General features: G+C 47.2%; 15 protein-coding genes, 1 riboswitch and 2 other annotated features. Of the genes, 2 read left to right on the forward strand and 13 right to left on the reverse strand.

Features of this window, described 5'->3' with window-relative positions; all coding sequences use genetic code 11:
• Positions 1–167: 167 nt before the first annotated feature.
• The 4 genes from NST47_RS35400 to NST47_RS35415 all read right to left on the reverse strand — a co-directional run bounded on the left by NST47_RS35400 (position 168) and on the right by NST47_RS35415 (position 7,935).
• Positions 168–2,654: a hypothetical protein gene (locus NST47_RS35400; RefSeq protein WP_341159304.1), complete on the reverse strand. Its 2,487-nt coding sequence runs from the start codon at positions 2,652–2,654 to the stop codon at positions 168–170.
• 333 nt (positions 2,655–2,987) lie between these two features.
• Positions 2,988–3,824, reverse strand: a complete 837-nt coding sequence (locus tag NST47_RS35405; protein ID WP_341159305.1) for a class I SAM-dependent methyltransferase — start codon at positions 3,822–3,824, stop codon at positions 2,988–2,990.
• 173 nt (positions 3,825–3,997) lie between these two features.
• Positions 3,998–5,632 (reverse strand): 2-isopropylmalate synthase, encoded by a 1,635-nt coding sequence (locus NST47_RS35410; protein ID WP_341159306.1) that lies wholly within the window; start codon positions 5,630–5,632, stop codon positions 3,998–4,000.
• 94 nt (positions 5,633–5,726) lie between these two features.
• Positions 5,727–6,046 (reverse strand) — a binding site (T-box leader).
• A 45-nt stretch (positions 6,047–6,091) separates the two neighbouring features.
• Positions 6,092–6,389, reverse strand: a binding site (T-box leader).
• A 148-nt stretch (positions 6,390–6,537) separates the two neighbouring features.
• Entirely contained in the window at positions 6,538–7,935 is a 1,398-nt protein-coding gene (locus NST47_RS35415) for an NCS2 family permease (protein WP_341159307.1), read from the reverse strand.
• Between the two features lie 182 nt (positions 7,936–8,117).
• Positions 8,118–8,218, reverse strand: a riboswitch (purine riboswitch).
• A 449-nt stretch (positions 8,219–8,667) separates the two neighbouring features.
• Here NST47_RS35415 and NST47_RS35420 point away from each other — a divergent pair.
• Positions 8,668–9,714, forward strand: a complete 1,047-nt coding sequence (locus NST47_RS35420) for a methyltransferase domain-containing protein (protein WP_341159308.1) — start codon at positions 8,668–8,670, stop codon at positions 9,712–9,714.
• 288 nt (positions 9,715–10,002) lie between these two features.
• Here the strand turns inward: NST47_RS35420 and guaA are convergent, their stop codons facing one another.
• The gene (gene guaA, locus NST47_RS35425) at positions 10,003–11,541 is read right to left on the reverse strand and encodes a glutamine-hydrolyzing GMP synthase (RefSeq protein ID WP_341159309.1); all 1,539 of its coding nucleotides are present in this window, start codon (positions 11,539–11,541) and stop codon (positions 10,003–10,005) included.
• A 150-nt stretch (positions 11,542–11,691) separates the two neighbouring features.
• The gene (locus tag NST47_RS35430; RefSeq protein WP_262684753.1) at positions 11,692–12,120 is read right to left on the reverse strand and encodes an Lrp/AsnC family transcriptional regulator; all 429 of its coding nucleotides are present in this window, start codon (positions 12,118–12,120) and stop codon (positions 11,692–11,694) included.
• Positions 12,121–12,248: 128 nt separating this feature from the next.
• On the opposite strand from NST47_RS35430, the gene NST47_RS35435 reads away from it, so the two are divergent.
• Positions 12,249–12,995, forward strand: a complete 747-nt coding sequence (locus tag NST47_RS35435) for an MBL fold metallo-hydrolase (RefSeq protein WP_341159310.1) — start codon at positions 12,249–12,251, stop codon at positions 12,993–12,995.
• A gap of 100 nt (positions 12,996–13,095) precedes the next feature.
• Here NST47_RS35435 and NST47_RS35440 read toward each other — a convergent pair whose 3' ends face one another.
• The 7 genes from NST47_RS35440 to NST47_RS35470 form a co-directional block, all read right to left on the reverse strand.
• The gene (locus tag NST47_RS35440) at positions 13,096–14,535 is read right to left on the reverse strand and encodes a polysaccharide deacetylase (protein ID WP_341159311.1); all 1,440 of its coding nucleotides are present in this window, start codon (positions 14,533–14,535) and stop codon (positions 13,096–13,098) included.
• A 138-nt stretch (positions 14,536–14,673) separates the two neighbouring features.
• Positions 14,674–15,843 (reverse strand): serine hydrolase domain-containing protein, encoded by a 1,170-nt coding sequence (locus NST47_RS35445; RefSeq protein WP_341159312.1) that lies wholly within the window; start codon positions 15,841–15,843, stop codon positions 14,674–14,676.
• Between the two features lie 93 nt (positions 15,844–15,936).
• Positions 15,937–16,401 carry a thioredoxin-dependent thiol peroxidase gene (gene bcp, locus NST47_RS35450; RefSeq protein WP_341159313.1) on the reverse strand — a complete coding sequence of 155 codons (465 nt, stop codon included), beginning with the start codon at positions 16,399–16,401 and terminating at the stop codon, positions 15,937–15,939.
• Between the two features lie 112 nt (positions 16,402–16,513).
• Positions 16,514–17,809, reverse strand: a complete 1,296-nt coding sequence (locus tag NST47_RS35455; RefSeq protein WP_341159314.1) for a serine hydrolase domain-containing protein — start codon at positions 17,807–17,809, stop codon at positions 16,514–16,516.
• A 246-nt stretch (positions 17,810–18,055) separates the two neighbouring features.
• On the reverse strand, positions 18,056–18,844 hold the full coding sequence (locus tag NST47_RS35460) for an ABC transporter permease (protein WP_341159315.1): 789 nt from the start codon (positions 18,842–18,844) through the stop codon (positions 18,056–18,058).
• Positions 18,845–18,848: 4 nt separating this feature from the next.
• Positions 18,849–19,643 (reverse strand): ABC transporter permease, encoded by a 795-nt coding sequence (locus NST47_RS35465; RefSeq protein WP_076235513.1) that lies wholly within the window; start codon positions 19,641–19,643, stop codon positions 18,849–18,851.
• Complete coding sequence (locus tag NST47_RS35470; RefSeq protein ID WP_341159316.1) at positions 19,636–20,712, reverse strand: ABC transporter ATP-binding protein; 1,077 nt, start codon at positions 20,710–20,712, stop codon at positions 19,636–19,638. Before NST47_RS35470 ends, NST47_RS35465 begins: the two co-directional genes overlap by 8 nt.
• Positions 20,713–20,829: the final 117 nt, after the last annotated feature.

The following is a 20,829-nucleotide window of genomic DNA, read 5'->3' on the forward strand; positions in this document are numbered from 1 at the left end:
CACGCCGGTTGCAGCGGAACGGATAAGCGTGATGTAACTGGCAGGTGCAAAAATGAAAGGGCGATGCTATAGCTGGCGTCGCCCTTCTTTTTTACAACATCAATGATTAACGTCATTAACTTTACGAGTAGGACGGCAACGCTTGCGAAATGCCGCTACGCTCTCGTTTATATGTCATCAAGCCTTAATAACAGTAAGGGAACACTGCCATATATGATCATCGTAGCTGCTGCAACAATACCTGAATCGTTCAGCAGCAGCGCAGCAATCGAACCGATCGCATTGGCTGCACAGCCATGCATCAGACAAGGATACCGCCGCTGCCATTGCTGAAAGCGTCCACGCGGCCGCAGCACCAGAACCGTCATGACCAGAAGCCCGGTGATCAGCACCTTGCTCCAGGCTGACACCATGATCAGGTGCCCATTCATATTAAGCTTCCTCATGATGGTCGCACCAATAACATCGAGCCGCCCTTGCCCCAGCGACCCGAAGGCACGGCCGATATGGCTTTGCCCATCGGCCGCAAGTCCAGTGGCTGCACCTGCGTTCAGCAGCCACAAGGCCCCGAGCGCTGCGCCAAGCAGCAGCGCGAGGGCTGGCGCCAGCCGCTTCCAGCTGCGCCAGCCTGCGAGGCGCGCGGCCAGCGCGCCAAACCCCACCGCCGCGGACAAGGCGCCGCCGGCGTTCGTGCCAAGCCCCGGCGCCGCGAGGTAGCCGGTGACGACCACGCCGACTCCTGCCGCAGGCAGCCAGGCGTTCCGCCCTTTCGTTTGTGCTGCCGAGGGTGTTGGCGGTATGCTGCCTTGGCGGCCGTCCGTATGCCGCCAAGGCAGCGCAGCGCCAAGCGGCTTGCGCCGGCGAGTGAGCCGCTGTGCCTGGGCTAGCGCGGTAAGAGCGAGGAGCGCGCTCCCGAGCAGCACGCCCATGAACTCGTTGCCAATCCCGTAATAACGGGCTCCGATCATTACATCATAACCAAGCACGGAGCCCTTCATCGCTTTCGCATCATGCAAGCCATCGTAAAAAATAAGCAGACTTACGATGAGTCCGCACCAGAATAAGCCAAGCATCATATACTTGGGATGGTTGGCAGCCCATGCCAGTGCTAAGCTTGCACACAGCACAAAGGTGATCATGAGCATCACAGCTTCAGTTGACGCAGTAGAGGCTGTAGGCAGCCACCCCATCGCTAGCAGCCCCGCAGGCAGGAGCAGCAATGAAAATAACAATGCTCGCCAAAGCATTTTTTCCTTATCCCGGATGGGTCGTAACGATTTGAACAGCACTGCTAATAATACAAGAAGCATGACGACAATCTCATAGATCGCGAGTCCATACAGCAGAGTGGGACGAAGCTTGTATATACGCTGCTTACGGCCCACATCCTCTAACAAGTGCTCCAGCGCATTAGGTGCAACTTCAGCAGTCATCGGGAAACCGATCATCTCTTTGGGGGTCGCAAGTCCATACGCCTGTAATATGGTCGGTGCCAGATCAACCAGCGATACAACCCCAGTACGCCTCGTAGTCGCAGAGGTTAACAAGCTTTCCCCACCCGATGGTACATAACGAACAATCGGTGCCAAAAGTGCCTTCTGCTTCAGTGCGTCTGCATTCACCTGAGGACTCATGATCCACAGCTCTGCAGCTCCACCCGATACAGTATCCACAGAAACAGCAAGCTGCCCAATGAATTGATCGATCTCGGTCAGGATCCTCTGCTTCAACCTCCCGAAAACAGCTTGATCATAACTATTGCGTTCCTCATACAGGCGTCCCAGATCTCCCAGCTCCATAACTGTGAGGGCCGGTGAGCTTTGCTCTTTCCATTTTTCCATTAACCAGCTGTAATTAATGGCCAACCCATAAGGATAATCATAATTCACTAGCAGACCGTTACCGCCAACATCCCCCTCAGCGACCGTTCCCTTTTTATCCATGACAATCAGCGGTGCATACCTGCTAAATCTTTTATCTATGACTGCTGTAAGATTATTGCCATTATCCCAAGCTGCGCTCCGAGCATGATCCATATTTCCCCATACACTCACTCGTATTCCCGCTGCTCGCAGCAGCTCACCCAATTGTCCGGGGCTTGCCTGATACCAATTGGCTGCATTCTTACGGTGAATATTAGCGATTGTTGGTATAATAATGTTTCCATCTGCTTCTTGCCCCATAAGACGACGATAAAACGGTCCTACCAACTCCTGATCTACGCGTTCTCCCTGATTCAGGCTTTGTACGCTCGAATCTGCTTCAGCCCACTGTCCTGCACCGATGGATATATATACATTGGCCAAGCCTTTTGCTGGGGTCCGAATATTCATTGCACCCCACGCAGCATGAAGCCCAAGTGCCTTCAAATGGGGCATCCATTCCGTTAATTCGGCTTCCTGATCTTCCTTCTGAGGCAACCCCAGCACACCATCGCTTCCTGCCCTTCCCATTTCCATAAAAGATAAGCCTGGAATTGATAGTAATACGATCTGTTTACTTACTAGAGAAAAATGATTCCAACGGCTTTCTTGACTTTCCTGCTCAGCAAGTACACAAGTACCCATCGACGAGCAATCGTACACCAGCAAGCTGATGAGAAATACAATGAACCACTGCCAAAGCGTTTTGCTGTTTTTTGGCCTTTTCGACAAACTGACCACCTCCCGCCAACCCTTAACGAGAGTAACATCCCCTAATTTTTCCCTTTATATGCAATTTACGAAGTAAAATCCCAGTCGTTATTATCCACAATCTTGTCCACATAACGATGCCGTCATTTTTACTTAACAATCAATACTTCTATTTCTTATCAACAGGTTTATCCACACTATCCACAGGCTGATTGTGAAAAAGTTATCCCGCTTTCGCCAGAAAGAAGAGGACAAAAAAACGTTGCTGTACAAGCGCTCACACCACTTACCCCCACTATACACAAGGGCTGTGGATAAGTAATATCCACAGCCCTTTTTCCTGATTTTACAATTCTAAATATTCACACATTTTTGACTATATTTTTTCCTGCCAATATACAAAATATGGGATGAAGCACCTAACACATAAGGGTTTTCAGCTGTCCTCAGAAAAATGTCGAAAATTTTCTCTAGTTCCTCATCCCCACGTTCCCTCCAGTAATTCCATTGAACCTGTGAGAGCAGTGAACCGATATTGGAGGAACCGATGATTTTTAACGTTTCAAAGCCCTGAGTCTCCATAAACGGTTGAATCTCTTCTATGTTATAATAGTAAGCTCCTGTAAATCTTCCCTCATCCTGATGATCAAATGTACCGGTTTCCATAAAGCGAATAATTGCAGCAGCCTCATCGTGGGGTTTCCAATTTGTGGGTGACAGCAGTGAGCTTAGCACGTGACGTACTCGCGGCATAAAGGCCACGAACACGATTCCATTCATTTCGGTAACCCTGTTCAGCTCCTGCACAGCGGCCACCCGATCCGCTTCCTGCTGCAAATGGTATAATGGCCCGAGCATCAAGGAAGCTGCGAATTGACCGTCTGTAAATCGGCTTAAATCTGTCGCATCAGCAACCTCAAAAGCGGTAAATTGCTCCAGCAGGCTTAAGTCTTCCGCTTTAGTCCTCGCTAACTCGACCAGCTTCGGTGTCAGGTCGGTCAGCGTTACCTTGTATCCAAGCTGTGCCAGTTTCATCGCGTATTTACCGGGACCCGCTCCATTATCAAGAACTGCTCCATGTCCAGGCAAATATTGTTGAATAAAGTGCCAATTAATGTTGAATTCCAAAGGTTCCCGGTCCAAACGTCCCCATTCATCAAAGGTCTCATAATACTTAATAATCCGGTCCATCGTCCTCACCCTTCCCAATGGCATTTATCTGGCCAAACGAAGCAAGAAATTCGATGATGCATACTAGTGCTTTTTGCAGACTTGAATCGACTTATCATGAACACATAGCCATATTTGTGAGCCACAATCCAGATACGTCGATTCTCCGGCTGCTTCCATGCCTCAGCTTCCACTTACGGAATCGTGATCTCAACGTCCTCGCTGGAAAGATCACCCTGAGCAGCATCATTGATTTGATGCTCCCGTATCGCCTGATTGCAGGCTGCCATGAACGCTTGAGCTACCGCCATTAATACATCCTGATGTACCGATACACCTCTGTAATGATTTCCTTCCACGCTTACGGTGACTATCGCCTCACCATTAGCCTGCTCACCTGATGACAGCGAGTACAGCTCCAGATCGGTAAATTGTACATCCAGAGGCAGTGCCTGCTTGATACCCGCAACCAATGCTTCAACAGCGCCATCACCGGTTCCCGAGCATACCAGCTCTTTGCCCAACCGATTGTCCTTAATGATGCAGGAGGACATCCGGTGTCCTTCAGTACCCGTCAGAACCTGAGCCTGCACTAGCGTATAAGGCTCCAGCACCTCATTAACGGTATGTCCGATCAGCTCCAGCAGTTGATGATCCTGTACGACCTTCTGACGATCAGCCAGCTCCTTGAACTGCACATACAACGATTCCATCTGCTCGCTCGTCAGCTCCACGCCGAATTGGCTTACCCGGTGCTTGATGGCATGCCGTCCCGAATGCTTGCCCAGAATGATCATGCTGCGCGGTACACCCAGCTTTTCCGGGTCCATAATTTCATACGTATTCCGATTTTTAAGCAGTCCGTCCTGATGGATGCCTGCCTCATGCTGGAACGCATTGCGCCCCACTATCGGTTTATTAAAGGCAATCGGGAAGCTCATTGCCCGGCTCACCATTTGAGAGGTGGCATAAATATGCTCGGTACGAACACCGGTTTCCACACCTAATGCGCCTTTACGAGTTTCAATCGCCATGACCAATTCCTCCAGCGAGCAGTTGCCGGCACGCTCTCCGACACCATTGACCGTCACCTCAACCTGAGTGACCCCTGCACGAATTGCGGCCAAGCTATTGGCTACAGCAAGCCCCAGATCGTTATGACAGTGGGCACTGTACTCCACCTGCTTGCCACCTCGTACATGATTCATCACTCTGGTGAACATCGCACCGTATTCCTCAGGCATCGCGTAGCCAACGGTATCAGGAATATTGATGATCGTAGCCCCTTCTTCAATGGCCGCCTCAATGATTTCGAACAAAAACTCATCACCGGTCCGTGTAGCATCCATCGGAGAGAACTCGATACGCTCTACAAACTGCTTGGCATAAGCTACCGTCGAGCGAGCGATATCGATCACCTGCTGCCGCGATTTGCGCAGTTGAAAGTCCAGATGAATGTCCGACGAGGACAAGAACATGTGCAGCCTTCTCCGCTCAGCGGCCTCAGTCGCACGAATCGCTGAATCAATATCTTCCTTGACCGAGCGCGCAAAGCCGCATATTTCAACGTCATGTATTTCCTGCGAGATACGCTGTACCGCCATAAAATCACCAGGGCTTGAGATCGGAAATCCAGGCTCGATCACATCAACACCAAGCATAGCCAGTTGTTTGGCGATAACAATCTTTTGCTCGGGGTGCAGCGTAGCTCCCGGTGCCTGCTCGCCATCTCTCAGTGTAGTATCGAATATGCGGACTCTTTTAAAAGAGCTTGATTCCTGGCCTGCTTGCTGTGCCTTCTGGTTTGTTTCGTTGTTATGGGTTGTCATAGGTAACGCCTCCTCAGTATAATAAACCGCAATTTTCTTTAATTCTTCATTGTTCTCAGCTAATATCCACGCAAAAAAGACCCATCGTCTCTGTATAAGAGACGACAGGCCTTTGGCTGCCGCGGTACCACTCTTGTTGATTTCCCGAATTAGGAAATCCACTTATGCGCATCGTGCTTAGCAAGGAATAGGCCTGAATGGCTGCTAAGCCAATCTCAAGCGTACACTCTAACGATGCGCTCCCTGATCACGTGGGGATTGTCCGTCGAAGCCTACGACCATCCAGACTCAAGCTGGATGATGTTCGGCTTCACCGCTCCCGGGCGAGTTTCAAGCCTCTTTTGACTGCGTCGCACCACCCCGCAGCTCTCTGCACAAAAGATAAGCTTTACTACTCCCGTTCTTCGCGTTTACTTGTATCCTGTTTTAGTGAAACTAAAAAGACCTGCCGTCTCTTGTATAAGAGACGACAGGCCGTAGCTTGTCGCGGTACCACTCTTGTTGACCTCAGCTGTTAGCTGAATGTCCGCTTAGAGCACTGATGATAACTCCGGATTGACTGTAACCTCGATCCTGTATATCCCAGCACAACCCGATCACGGAGGCTACCCGTCAGAACCTAATTCAAAGTGCAGCGCTACACCGATTCAGTTCCACCGCTCCCGGGCGAGTTTCATTGGCTTCTCTGACTGCGTTGCACCACCCGCAGCTCTCTGGACAGATCCGACCGACTACTGTTCCCGTTCTTCGCGTTTATGATATTGTTTGTTAGTATAGTATGCCGGTCAGCAGATGTCAATGCTCAAAAAATAAAATAATATTTAAATTTTCACTCAGGCTTGCCTAAATAGTAAAAAAACGGCACCCCAGGGAGCACCGTTAAACTCATTCAACCCTCTATACGATTAGCCTTCACTGCCGATAAATGCATACCGAAGTACAATTAGCACAGCAAGTACCCACATCAACCAGTGAACCTTATAGGCACCACTTTCTCTGAAGTTGGCAACCGTTGCAAGAATGACATACGTTACAATGCCAAATGAAATACCGTTAGCAATATTGTATGTAAACGGCATTAAGGCAATGGTCAAAAATGCTGGAATCGCAACGACATAATCTTGAAAATCAATATCCTTAACCGATTGCATCATCAGCACGCCGACAATAATCAGGGCAGCAGCCGTAGCCGCCCCCGGAATCAAGGCAGCAATCGGAGCCAGGAACAAGGCCAGCAGGAAGCATACCCCTGTCGTTACCGCTGTTAGGCCTGTTCGTCCACCCTGGGCAACACCCGCGGCACTTTCTACAAAAGCCGTTACCGTGCTTGTACCTACCAACGCGCCGCCACTAACCGCAAAGGCATCGACCATCATCGCTTTACCGACTTTTTTGTTGCCTTCGACTTTATTTTTCATAAAACCGGCACGATTCGCCGTTCCCACCAAGGTACCAAACGTATCAAACAATTCGACAAATGTAAACGTCGCGATCACTGATATAATTCCGACATTCATTAGCCCCTTAAAATCGAACTGCGCAAATGCCAGCTTGCTCAGATCCGGCACCCATGTGGTTTTGGCGTCGCCCAGCATCCCAAGATTAACCTGTCCCATGAAATACCCAACTACGGTGGTGAGCAAAATACCAAACAAAATGGCTCCGCGTACACGCAGCACCAGCAATACTGAAATCAGCACCAGACCGATGATACAAAGCACAACGCCTGGATCTTTCAAACTCCCCATATGAATAACCGTTTCAAACGATAATACATCCGTAAACTTGTGTGCAGGAATATCCTTGCCTGATTCAACCGCTACCGTCATCAGACCGCTGTTTTTCAAGCCGATGATCGTAATAAACAGACCAATACCGACTGTAATGGCATGCTTCAAACTATCCGGCACCGCTACCAGCAGCAACTGACGTACCTTCGTGACGGTGAGCAGAATGAAGATCAATCCGGAAATAAAAACCGCCGCTAACCCCATTTGGAACGTAAACTGGCCTTGAGAAGATAAAATAACTGTTGCAAAATAAGCATTGAGTCCCATACCTGGCGCTAACGCAACTGGAAAGTTCACGAACAGTCCCATTGCAATCGTCATTACACCAGCCGCTATCGCTGTTGCCAAAAACACGGCCATCCAATCCATCCCTGTAGCTCCTGAGCCAAACGCACTAAGAATGTTCGGGTTGACAGCCAAAATATACGCCATGGTCATGAACGTCGTTAAACCGGCCATGATCTCGGTGCGTACCGTGGTGCCGTTCTCTTTCAATTTAAAAAATCGATCCATTACCCCAAATCCCTCCAAATGGTTTCTTGGAACAACGAAAAAACTCAGCCCGATTTCTGCTAAGTTCGCAAACAAAGGCAACACCTACCATAATCCCCTAATCCATAACCAGTAAACCTGATATAAGTCCCTTATTTTGCACAAGGACTCGCTATCGGTGTCGGTTATTTTAAGGGTAGGATGGTCGTCCTTCGTTTGTTCGTAGCCAGATCATTTACGGTGATCTCGTAGAAACTTCCGGGCCTATTCCCGAAATTATACGAATCGCTATTTTCCTTTTGATATCATTTATTTTAAAAGTGTCTGCTGAGCTTGTCAATTGATTTTCCGAACAATTTTAAGAAAAAATCATCTTCTTGTTCGTTTTTTTTGCTTCACTGCTTATTCAGAAAAAATCGTCCTATGTCCTGATTCATCAATACCCCTTTTCATTCCTCCTATTCCATTTTTATGTAAAAAAAGAGACCCACAGCAACGGGCTGCAGGTCTAAAGTATATATTTTAAAAAGGGGGGTTGAGTACTAGTATAGGCTATTTACATGTAAATCAGATGAATATCAGATTACATGTTTATTACAAATTTATTCTCACTCGATCGTAGCTGGCGGCTTCGACGTAATATTATTGTCGATTTGATCCATTCTCAACTTCGTTCACGATACGAATCAAGCTCAAAATCCTCTTTACTTTTACGCTGCATTAACGTTTAGTTTAAGGAGGGGGGTGGAAATAATGAAAATAACAGAAGTGGCAAACAAGTTGAATATTTCTCAAAGGGCAATCCGCTTTTATGAAGAAAAAGGTCTTATCTCACCTTTTAAGCAAGCCAATAATCAATATAGAACCTTTACTGAAAAGGAAGTATGGCGACTACAAACTATAATATCTCTTAGAGAAGCAGGCATGACCATTGAAAATATTAAAAGAGCCCTTTCACAAGTTGATAATCTTGATCAAGAAGAACTCCAATATTACTTGGAAATACAACGTTCTGTAATTTTTTCTCAATGGCTTGAGTTCAAACAAATTATTGAAACAACTGATAATATGATCGAACTTCTAAAACAAAAAAACTCACTTCCCATAAATGATATTTTCTTACTCGCAGAGGGCTCAAAAAGACTTAGAGAAAATCGGAAAAATTGGAAAGATAAATGGAATTTTGACCATCAAGCAATTACTCATGACGAACATGTCTCGAAGAATAGTAGTAAATATAAAGATTATGAAGAAGCCATTAATATAACTGTCCAATGGGTTGCACCAAGGGTTGGAGAACGAGGATTAGACATTGGTACAGGAACTGGTAATTTAGCAGGTAAATTTATGGACAAGGGAATACAAATGGCTGGCATTGACCAATCCAAAGAAATGTTGAAGCAATGCCACCGTAAGTATCCACAAATGGAACTTAAACTTGGCAACTTTCTTGCAATCCCGTACTTAGATGGGCAATTTAATTTTATAGCAACAACCTTCGCTTTACACCATATTTCAAATGAACAAAAACTATTGGCCTTAGAAGAAATGCGTCGTGTATTAAAACCGCATGGGAGAATCTGTATTACTGACTTGATGTTTGAAAATGAAACAAAAAAAGAGTTATACATAAAGGATCTACATCAGCAAGGGAAAACAGATTTAGTTAGAACCATTCAAAATGAATACTATTCAATAAGTTCTTCCATACTGAATTGGTTTGACGAAAATGGTTATATCACCAAACATAGACAATTAAATGAATTGCTTAATATTGTTTACGCAGTACCTATTAGATAATAAAATAACTTGACCTTCTCCTTAAGCTATGATGGAAATACAACTTTTTCTCAGAAGTGAAATTTGAAGCTGAACAACTTACAAGATTTTTCTTTGGAGATAGCTAGCAACAAAATTGTCCATGAACAAATGATTCGTATTCCTCAGTATGCGAGTGCTTGGGGGCTAAACGTCTAAAAAGCAACAGTTCTTTGATTTTGGTCATAAAAATACTCCCTTCTATTTGCTAAATAACGCAGATAAAAGGGAGTATTTATACAGAGCGGATAAGACATTAATTACTTTATGCTATTCCCATTCAATCGTCGCCGGCGGCTTCGAAGTAATGTCATAGACAATCCGATTGACGTTATCCACTTCGTTAACGATCCGCACCGAAATTTTCTCCAATACATCCCAAGGAATACGTGCCCAGTCAGCCGTCATCCCGTCAATGGAGGTAACCGCACGAATACCTACGGTGTACGAGTACGTACGGGCATCGCCCATTACGCCAACGCTTTTCATATTAGGCAGCGCCGTAAAGTACTGCCAAATTTCGCGGTCCAGGCCCGCTTTGGCAATTTCATCACGCAGAATCGCATCGGACTCACGAACAATCGTCAGCTTCTCTTCGGTAACCTCGCCAAGCACACGAATCGCTAGACCCGGACCCGGGAATGGCTGACGCCAAACGATTGCCGCTGGCAAGCCGCATTCCTCGCCAACCTTACGCACCTCATCCTTGAACAAAGCACTTAACGGCTCTACGAGCTTAAATTTCATATCCTCTGGCAATCCGCCTACATTGTGATGCGATTTGATCGTTTGCGCTGTCGCTGTTCCACTTTCCACGATATCCGTGTACAACGTACCCTGCGCCAGAAAAGTGAAATCGTCGAATTGTGCCGATTCCTCCTCAAACACGCGAATGAACTCCGTACCGATCAGCTTGCGCTTTTGCTCAGGATCGTCTACACCGCTCAATTTCCCCATAAAACGATCACGCGCGTCGATTTTGACTACTTTCAGTCCAAATTTGCCGACAAAGGTTTCCATCACGCTTTCAGCTTCCCCTTTGCGGAGCAAGCCATGATCAATAAACATACAAGTCAATTGGTCACCAATCGCTTTATGCAGCAAAATCGCCACAACCGAGGAATCCACACCGCCGCTCAATGCACAAAGCACTTTTTTGTCGCCAACCTGATTGCGGATATCCCGAATCGTGTCCTCGATAAAGCTTTCCATCGTCCAGTTGCCTTCACATCCACAGACCTCGTACAGAAAGTTGCGAATAATGTCGTTACCGTAAATGGAGTGGCGTACCTCCGGATGGAACTGTACAGCCAGCAGGTTTTTACCTGGATGGCTCATCGCTGCAATCGGCGCGTGCTCTGTACCGGCATCAACCACGAAGCCTTCAGGAAGCTCTACAACATGATCGCCATGACTCATCCATACGGTTTGCTGCTTATCCAGACCTTGAACAAGCAGGCAATGATCGGCAAAATCAACCTCTGCCTTGCCATACTCGCGCTTGGACGCTTTTTCTACCTTACCCTTCAGCTGATGCGCCATTAATTGCATCCCGTAGCAAATTCCGAAAATCGGAATGCCTAAATCATAGACAGCAGGGTCTACCAGCGGTGAGTTGTCCCCGTATACGCTGGACGGACCTCCTGAAAATACGATACCTTTAGGCTGAAGCTGCTTTAATTTCTCAGCAGATGTATTGTAGGGAAGCAGCTCACTGTACACACCCAGATCTCGAATCCGGCGTGCTATCAGCTGGTTGTATTGGCCACCAAAGTCCAATACCACGATAATTTCATTTGGCTTGTCCATAATTTCCTCCTAAATAGGCTCTAAATCAATAGACATAATTATAAGCTTCCGCCAAGGAAAGGGCAATGCCCCTCCATGAAAATGATGAAAACCACAGCAGAAGTTCGGCGTAACGCTGTTTTTAACCATAAAGCTTATGTTCACACACCATTATTTAATTCTGCCTATAGACAGACTGAGTCGATAATTTCCATAATTCAGCAGATCATCCAAAAATTCATTCAGTCTCATATTGTCGTCCACGAATATACGCAGCCAGTAACAGCCTTCGCCAGTAATCCGGTGCACTTCCTGCACACGACTATCCCGCTGCACAAAATCCTGAAAGGTTTGATGGGAGACGGTTGATTTCATATAAACCGTAATCAGGCCATGCAGTGACTTGCCGATTTTCTCCGGATTCCATTTTAGCGTGTAGCCTTCAATAACACCAAGCTCCTCCAGCTTGCGAACCCGGGCCCCAACTGCCTGTCCTGTTAAATGAACAATTTGTCCGATCTCCTTGTGTGTTCGGGTAGCCTTCTCCAGCAGACATTCCAAAATAAGCAAATCCACATCGTCGATTGTATAAGTGTTCAAGCTGAAGCTCCATTCCTTTCATCATGAAAAGGGAATCAGGAATTGTCTTTCATCTGTATATTCCCCAATAGCTCTTATTTCTCTACAATGTGTATAAATCCTTTTTAACTATACCTGGAGGTTATCTGATGAACATACAGCTTATACGAAATGCTACACTTTGGTTGGAATACGGCGGAGAGACGATTCTTGTTGACCCTATGTTCAGTGAGGCCGGAGCAAATCCCCCTATTATCAACACGGAAAATGATAGACGTAATCCACTAGTGCCTCTTCCGGTCGCTCTGGAAAAGCTGCTGAATCCCAGTCTGGTCATTGTTACACATACACACCTCGACCATTGGGACGTGCCAGCTATGGAGAAGCTGCCCAAGCAGATACCGCTCATCTGCCAGCCGAATGATCATGCGTCTATGACAGGCAAGGGCTTTCAGCATGTCAATCCAGTTGACAAGGAATGGCGCCATAACAATCTCACCCTGTACCGCACCGAAGGCCGTCATGGCACAGGCGACATCGGTCGGGCTATGGGTCCAGTCTCTGGCTTTGTTCTGCAGGCACCAGGCGAGCCGACCTTATACTTGGCGGGCGATACGATTTATTGCGAAGAGGTCGAGGCTGCGCTTGATACCTATAAGCCTGAGTTCACGGTGGTCAATGCGGGTGGAGCACGATTTGTTGCAGGTGATCCCATTACGATGACAGCAGCAGATATTGCTCAAGTATGCGGCCATTCGTCACATACGCAGGTGATTGCTGTCCATTTGGAAGCGATCAATCACTGTCTGGAAACACGAGCAGACCTCCGATCCCAATTACAAAAAGAAAACCTGATGAATCGGGTAAGCATCCCTCTGGATGGTGAATGGCTGTAACGAACCGCGGTGTTTCTGTGCCGTTCAACAAACTCTTAATAATTTGTGGATAAAAAGGGGTTTAATGTGGATGGATTGTGGATAAGTTGATTTATTGATTCTACAACCTCAGGTTCATCCCCACATGAACCTTGATTATTCCATCCTCTGGGCCATAGGCTGCGATGCCGATTCCCAGCTTATCCAGCGTACCCCGCAGCGGCACATAAACGGTACCCTCCTGCAGTTCCATTTGCGGTAGATGGATCGTCGTTGTGATGCCGTAGTCGCGTATACGCAGCTCTTGCCGGGCAAAATCGTATTCCAGCGTATGCAGCCCATAATGGGCAACAGCTGTTCGCTGCTCACCGCGCCATTGGATGTCGCCACCCAATGACTCCACTAACTGGCGCAAAGGTACCTGATAGTGACCATCCTTGAAACGGTAATGCTCGGTATCCAACTTAAGACTCTTTCTGCCCAGCAGCACTTCAAGAGGCACTGCTGCGGAACGTGTATGATTCGCCAATAATAAACTCCCTTTGGTTCCGACAACAGCTGATGTGGATACACCACCGTCAGTTTCTTGGATGATTGGGCTGGAATCACTAGGATTCACCTGATCTGCTGCCTGCTGCGCATGCCTGCTCTGTTCGAGCGCAGACATTGCCAGCTCGTGGACTCTGGCCTCAGCCAGCTGTTTCTCATACCCCGCTTCACTTGATGGGCGCGGCTGCTGTACCTTACCCACAGTAAAATGCTTCGGCTGTACCGATGGTTGCAGCACAGCAAACACGTATCCTTTTTCCTTGAACAATCGTATAATTTCAGGCAGCGCCTTCACGGTCTGCTCGTGTCCGGTTCCATCATGCATCAGCACGATAAGCTCATCCGGGAATGGCCCCTTGCGGACGGTCTGGATGATTTCTGCTGCAGGCACGCCAACTCTCTTGGAATCACCGCTGTCGATATGCCAATCGTGCACCTCATAACCCGCCTGATCCAAATAATAAAAGTAAAATGCATCAAAATTACCGAACGTTCCACCCGGCGCACGAATCAAAGAAGGCCTGATATCCACAGTCTCAGCTAATATGTCCTCTGTCCGCTCAATCTGCTGCCAAAACGAAGAAAAGCCTTTGTACAGCTCGCCATATACATGATTATATGTATGATTGCCAATAGCATGGCCTTCAGCCACCGCTCGCTTTACGAGGTCAGGATAAGCTTCCACCTGTTGACCCAATACAAAAAACGTTGCCTTTACCTCTTCCTGCTGTAAAATATCGAGTACTTGTCCAGTCAGCTTGCTTGGACCGTCATCAAAGGTCAAATAAACGGTAGGCTGCTGTGGAGCCACGTACACTTTATCCTTCCAGACCCGCTCGCCTTTTTTTAATTTCAGATAAACCTCATGAGAATCTGGCTCCCCCACCACAGGTTCTGTCTCGGCAGAAACACGATGAGAAAAACAAAATAAGGCTGCCAAACAAAACAACAAATAACCCAGTACCAACCTTTTGTAATAGGTGTGTGAGCGAGCATGCAGGCCGCTTGGCATTAGAAGTAACCCTCCGAATCATCCGTTATTTTACTAGACTATATGGTTCTGCAGCACAAAAAAGAACCGTACAGCCACAAGTGGCTGACGATTCCATGGTTCTGCTATTGTCTATCTATCGTTATTGGTGCGCACGGCTTACTTATCCTTCATTTGCTTGAAGCTTGTCATAACGGCGTTCAGATTGTTGACTCCATCCGCATTAGCAGGCAGTGGAGAATCAGATCGAATCGTTCCGACTATTTTCTCGAGCAAGGATTCCGTGACGAACGAGTTGGCTGTACTTGCGGTAAATACCGCTATCAGATTTTGCTTGGGCAGCACATAGATGCGCTGTCCACCTGAGCCCGCAGCATAAAACATATTAATGCGATTTGCCGTTCCTTTGGATTCAATATTTTTCAGCCACCAGAAGTAACCGTAGCTGCCCAGTGAACCATCGGCAAATTCCTGATCATCATGCTTCTTCAAGGTAGCTTCAATCCATTTGGTAGAGAGGACCTGCTGCTTATCCCAAAGTCCATTGTGCAAGTATAAGTATCCAATTTTCGCCAAATCCCGTGCTTTCATATGCACCGAGAAGGCGCCAATATCAATATTTTGTGGATCGGCATACCATTCCACGTCCTTAATGCCGAGCGGTGCGAACAGCTTCTGCTCCGCATATTTGGCCGTTGGCATATTCACAGCCTTTTGCAAAATAGCCGACATCAGATGTGCATTTCCGTTGCTGTAATTAAAGTCCTTGCCCATTTTACCGACCAGCGGTTGATCCAGTATATATTTGACCCAGTCATTGCTGTCGACCATTTCATTGGAGGAGCGCTCTCCTTCATTGTCCCATTTCAGCCCTGATGTCATCGTCAGCAAATTTTCAATCGTAAGCGCACCTTTATCCGGACTGGCCGCAACCGCTTGTGGCAGCACCTCCGACAGCTTTTGACTCACACCCTTTAACTTGCCTTCATCGATCGCGATGCCTGTTAATGCTGAGGTCAAACTTTTCGTGGCTGACAAAATATCCTGAGGGACATCTGGCGACGCATCTGCATTGTAGCCTTCAGCCAGTATATAACCGTTGCGTACCAGTACCAGACTATGGATGTTGTTCCCTGGAACCTGCTTCATCACATCGGCAAGCGCCGTCGAATCCATCCCCTGAGCCTCGGGAGTCGAACTCTTCCATTGCTCCGTAGGCCAATAATCAGGTTTTTTTAATTCCTGAAGCTGCTTGATGATCTCGCGGTCCGAGTATACATCCGCTTTCGTTTCCTTTTGATTCCCGCAGGCGGTGGTAACAGCTAGCATTACCATTACCACCAACGTACAGGCAGCTATATATCGGCTCTTACTCGAAAGATACCTCATCTCTCTACCGTCCTTTATGTATATAATAATAACTTATTCTTCTGCCGCTTGAAGAACTTCGGTCACATGATTTTTCACCTTCACCTTGCGCCACTCCTTAACCAAAATACCCTGTTCGTCAATAAGAAAAGTTGAACGCACCACGCCCATATATTCTTTCCCGTACAGCTTCTTCAGCTGCCATACACCAAACAGCTCACTGACCTTATGGTCAGGATCGGACAGCAGTTCAAAGGGGAGATCATACTTGGCAATAAATTTATGATGAGATTTCAAATCATTCGGACTGATTCCCAGTACAGCTGCATTCAAAGCGTCAAATGCTCCGTTGGCATCACGAAAATCACAAGATTCCTGAGTGCAGCTGGGTGTCAGATCAGCCGGATAAAAATAAATAATAAGTTTTTTTCCAAGATATTGCTGGAGGGGTACAAGCTCGCCGCTGCTCGAGGGCAATGTAAAATCAGGAACCTTCTGTCCCACTTCAAGCTGTGACATTCTTTTATCCACCTTTCCTATGTACGAAACTTGCTATTGTACGAACCCATTCTATGTACAAACCAGGATAACCGATATTGGATATCCTGAGCTGTGACGTGCTTGACATCTTCTATTCCGGCTTGTCCACCATTGCCTTAAAGGCTTGCAGTGCAGCAGCAAGTCGCGCCTCTCCTGCAGCATTAGCAGCTAATGGCTGGTTCGATTTGACCGCCATGGTCGCTTTGAACAGCATACCTTCTGGCATGTAGTCTTCCTTCTGGTTGTTGCCTGTAAAAGCCATAATCAGATTTAAATCGGGAACTACGAAAATACGCTGTCCACCCGAGCCTGCTGCATAAAAAGCATCATGGTCAAGTATCGCGCTTCCCGAATTGGAAACCGGCTTGAGCCACCAAAAGTATCCGTAGCCACCTCGTGTGCCGTCTGCGTAATTTTCGGCTACATGCTGCTGAACGGATGCCTCGACCCATGAGCGCGGCACAATTTCCTTGCCTTCCCATTGACCTTTTTGCAAATACATCAATCCAAACTTGGCCATATCCCGAGTCGTAAGCTGCAAAGACCAGGCGCCATTGGAAACTCCTTGCGGATCGACTCCCCAGGACATATTCGTAATGCCGAGCGGGTCGAACAGCTTGGATTTGGCATACAGGCTAATCGGTACACCCAGCGCCGTCTGCAATACACCGGACATCAGATGTGCATTGCCATTACTGTAGTTGAATACCGTTCCTGGCTGGCTCGTCACAGGTCGCTCCAAAACATATTGCAGCCAGTTCGGTGAATCCGCCATTTCATTGGAGGAACGCTCACCTCTATTGTCCCATTCAAGCCCCGAAGTCATCGACAGCACCTGTTCCACCGTTATATTGCCTTTAGCCGCATCACGCTCAATACCAGGGAAAAAATCCTTTAGCTTCTGGTCCACACCCGTAAGCACCTGTTCGCCTATTAACATTCCCGTAATCGCGGATGTCACGCTTTTGGTCACGGAATAGAGCGGCTGCCGCGTGTCCGCATCCACTGCCTGACTATAACCTTCTGACAATACATATCCATCCCGAATCAGGACGAAGCTGTGCACATTGTGATCCTTGAATTCCTCGACCATTGCCGCAATGGACGCCGAGTCAACTCCATGCTCCTCCGGTAATGCAGTTTTCCAGCTTGCTGTTGGCCAATAATCCGGCGGCAGAATGCTTTCCATCGACTGCACCACCTTTTGCCCCGAATAGGCTGTCGGTTCCCCCTTGGCAGGGGTCTTACTACAGGCAGCTGTAGTCAACAATGTCGCACTTAATAAACAAATAGCAGCTGCACGCAGCCCCATCAACGACCGATGGCCTCCATTTTCGGAAGCTCTTGTGGATCGACGGCCTTTTTTCTCTAATTCTGTATCTAGCATCCCGCTTCCCTCCATATCCTTTCTCTATAGGTTCAGTATGTAGGGTTATGTATTTCTGTCCAGATTAGTCATGAACCCCTCATTTTAAAACTATAGGCCGAATTTATGAAGAAAGAATGATGCGAAGCTGAATATAACCTGAATTTATTATTAAAATATTTCCAAATGTACGCATGTACATTTCTGTTGACAACAAACACCTCCCCCACTGTTCAGGTAGAGAAGGCTGTTCAGAAACGGCAACATTTACGATCCTGCTCCGCGGTAACGCTTGACACCAATGTTCCAAACCGTTAAACCGAACGCCAGGAACACCAATCCGACAAGCGGGGTCAGCAAAGCAAAACCTCCCCAGTTTGCACGATCCAGAAAATACGCAGCCGGGAAAAAACCGACAAAACCAAACGGTAATACCCAAGTCAGCAAGAAGCCAAGCAGCTTGTTGTAAATCGTCATCGGATACCGTCCATAGTTCTGCAAATTGTAGATCAATGGCAAAATTCCGGTTGGGGAGTCCGAGAAAAACGAGGTGGCGATAAAGAAAATATAGATGCCCCCATAAATCATGATCGAACCGGCCACCAGCACAATCAGCACCAATGGATCATACCAGGAGAGCGTTAGACCCAGATGCGACCACGAATAGATCATAATCAAAAAGCCGGTCAAGGCGCTGAACAAGGAGGACGGATCCATATTTTCCAGCATAAGCTGTACCAGATTGTAAGCGGGCCGGGTCAAAATTCGATCCATTTCCCCCTTCACAATATATTTTTCCGTAAATCCCCACAGACTGAAGAAGGCGCTGAATATACCGAACGGAACCATAAAATAACCGTACACGAACAATACCTGCTGCTCGTTCCACTCGCCAATCAGCTGTGTATGCTGAAACACCACCAGTATGAAGAACAAATTCAAACCATTAAACAATAGATCAGACAATACTTCAATCCAAAAATCCGAACGGTAGCTAAGACGTGTCTTCATATAATTTTTCAAATAATCAAGCACCAGGCCTGCATAAAATGCCATACGATCAACCTCCCTGCACGAACAGCCGTGTCCGTGCGCCGCGCCACAGCAAAGCTAACGGCACAATAAGCAGCACGAACCATAAAAGCTGCACACCTAATACTTCATATACGGCGCTGCCAGTCACTTTACCGGTAAATACGGCGCCGGGCAAATACGTAATTGCCTGAAACGGCAGCAGCTTCAGCACCCCTTCAGCCCAGCCAGGGAAAAAGGAGATCGGCACGACCAATCCGGAAAACAAGTCAACCATCACCCGCTTCATCCGCATCATGCCCTCATTATTTTCCAGAAAAAAAGCAAATAGCCCGGTTATGATATTAATTTGTGAATTAATCAGGAAGCTTAGAAATAACATAATCATAAAGACAACCCATATTACCGGATCGGTAGGCAGCTTAACCGGAAACAGCAGCGAAACCACAACCATTCCCGGAGCCATAAACAGAAACAGCCGAAAGATGCCCTCACCGAAGCCCTGCATCATTTTCACAATAATATAGTTGTAGGGGCGAATAAATTGAATCGCAACACTGCCATCCTTGATCTCACTAGCAATTTCGCGATCCAGATTGTTAAAATAGAACGCACGGGCCATCCATGAAACGGCTACATATGTCGTCATTTGCGCCACCGTCATACCGCCCAGTGTCTCGCTTGTCCCGTAGATTGCTTTCCACAAAAAATAATACGCACCTATATTAAGCGCATAAATGATAATTCCGCTGTAGTAATTGACGCGATAAGCCAGCATCATGAGAAACCGCATGCGGATAATCTCCATATAAGCGCTAAGCATGCAAGTTCACACCCTTTTCCTCCGCTGCTTGGGCGGAATCGTCTTGCAGGGCGGGCTTGGACTTCACTTCGGCAGAACCGGATTTATAAATTTCCCTTACGATGTCATCTGTGTTCGTTTCGGTAATTTTGATATCCTCAATATTCATCACACCGACTACGCGGCTGAGAACATCGGAGACGTTGGCTCCATTTTGCGGAATCCACACCCGGGCAGTCCCTTCATCATCTGCTGACCAATGCACGTCCATACCTTGAGTCAGCTCCCTCAATCGGTCGAGCTGTACAGCTTCGGCAAATCGCATAATAATATCTTTGCCCTTGCCCCATTTTTCTTTCAGCTCGGCGAGTCCGCCGTCATATATAATACGTCCATCATCAAGCATGATGACCCTGGAACAGAGTGCTTCAATGTCCTGCAAATCGTGCGTTGTCAATAAAATCGTTGTTTCGTAACGCTGGTTCATCGACTTGAGAAATTCGCGAATTTCCGTCTTCACTACAATATCGAGACCGATGGTCGGCTCATCCAAAAATACAATCTGCGGGTTGTGCAGCAAGGATGCCGCCAGCTCACAGCGCATTCTTTGTCCCAGACTCAGCTTACGGACAGGCCTGTTCAACAGATCCGCGAGCTGCAGCCGTTCAACCAACTCACTTAAACGAGGCTTAAAATCAGCCTCAGAGACACGATATACCTTTTTCAACAGCTGGAACGACTCAATTACGCCGATATCCCACCAGAGCTGGCTGCGCTGACCAAATACAACACCGATCCCTTTCACAAACGCTTCCCGTTCTTTGTAAGGGATGTAGCCATTCACCTTAATACTGCCGGAGGTGGGAACGAGAATACCCGTCAGCATTTTGATCGTTGTCGATTTGCCGGCCCCATTCTCACCGATATAACCGCAAATTTCCCCTTTGGTAATTTGAAAGGAGATGTCCTTGACCGCTGTAACTTGGCTGTACTCCCGGTTGAACAGGTCACGTACGGCCCCTTTAAGTCCTTCACGCGTTTTCTGAATCTTGAATTCCTTACGTAGGTCATTCACTTCAATGGCAAACATAGCTTCCTCCTGTTGAAAATCATTTCAGCATATTTATGTACGGAAGTTCGACAAAATATCCGATTTCATGAAACTTGATATCGATAAAACAAACGAACTATAATTAAGATAGAAAAT

This window comes from Paenibacillus sp. FSL H8-0034 (assembly GCF_038000305.1).
Classification (GTDB): Bacteria; Bacillota; Bacilli; order Paenibacillales; family NBRC-103111; genus Paenibacillus_S.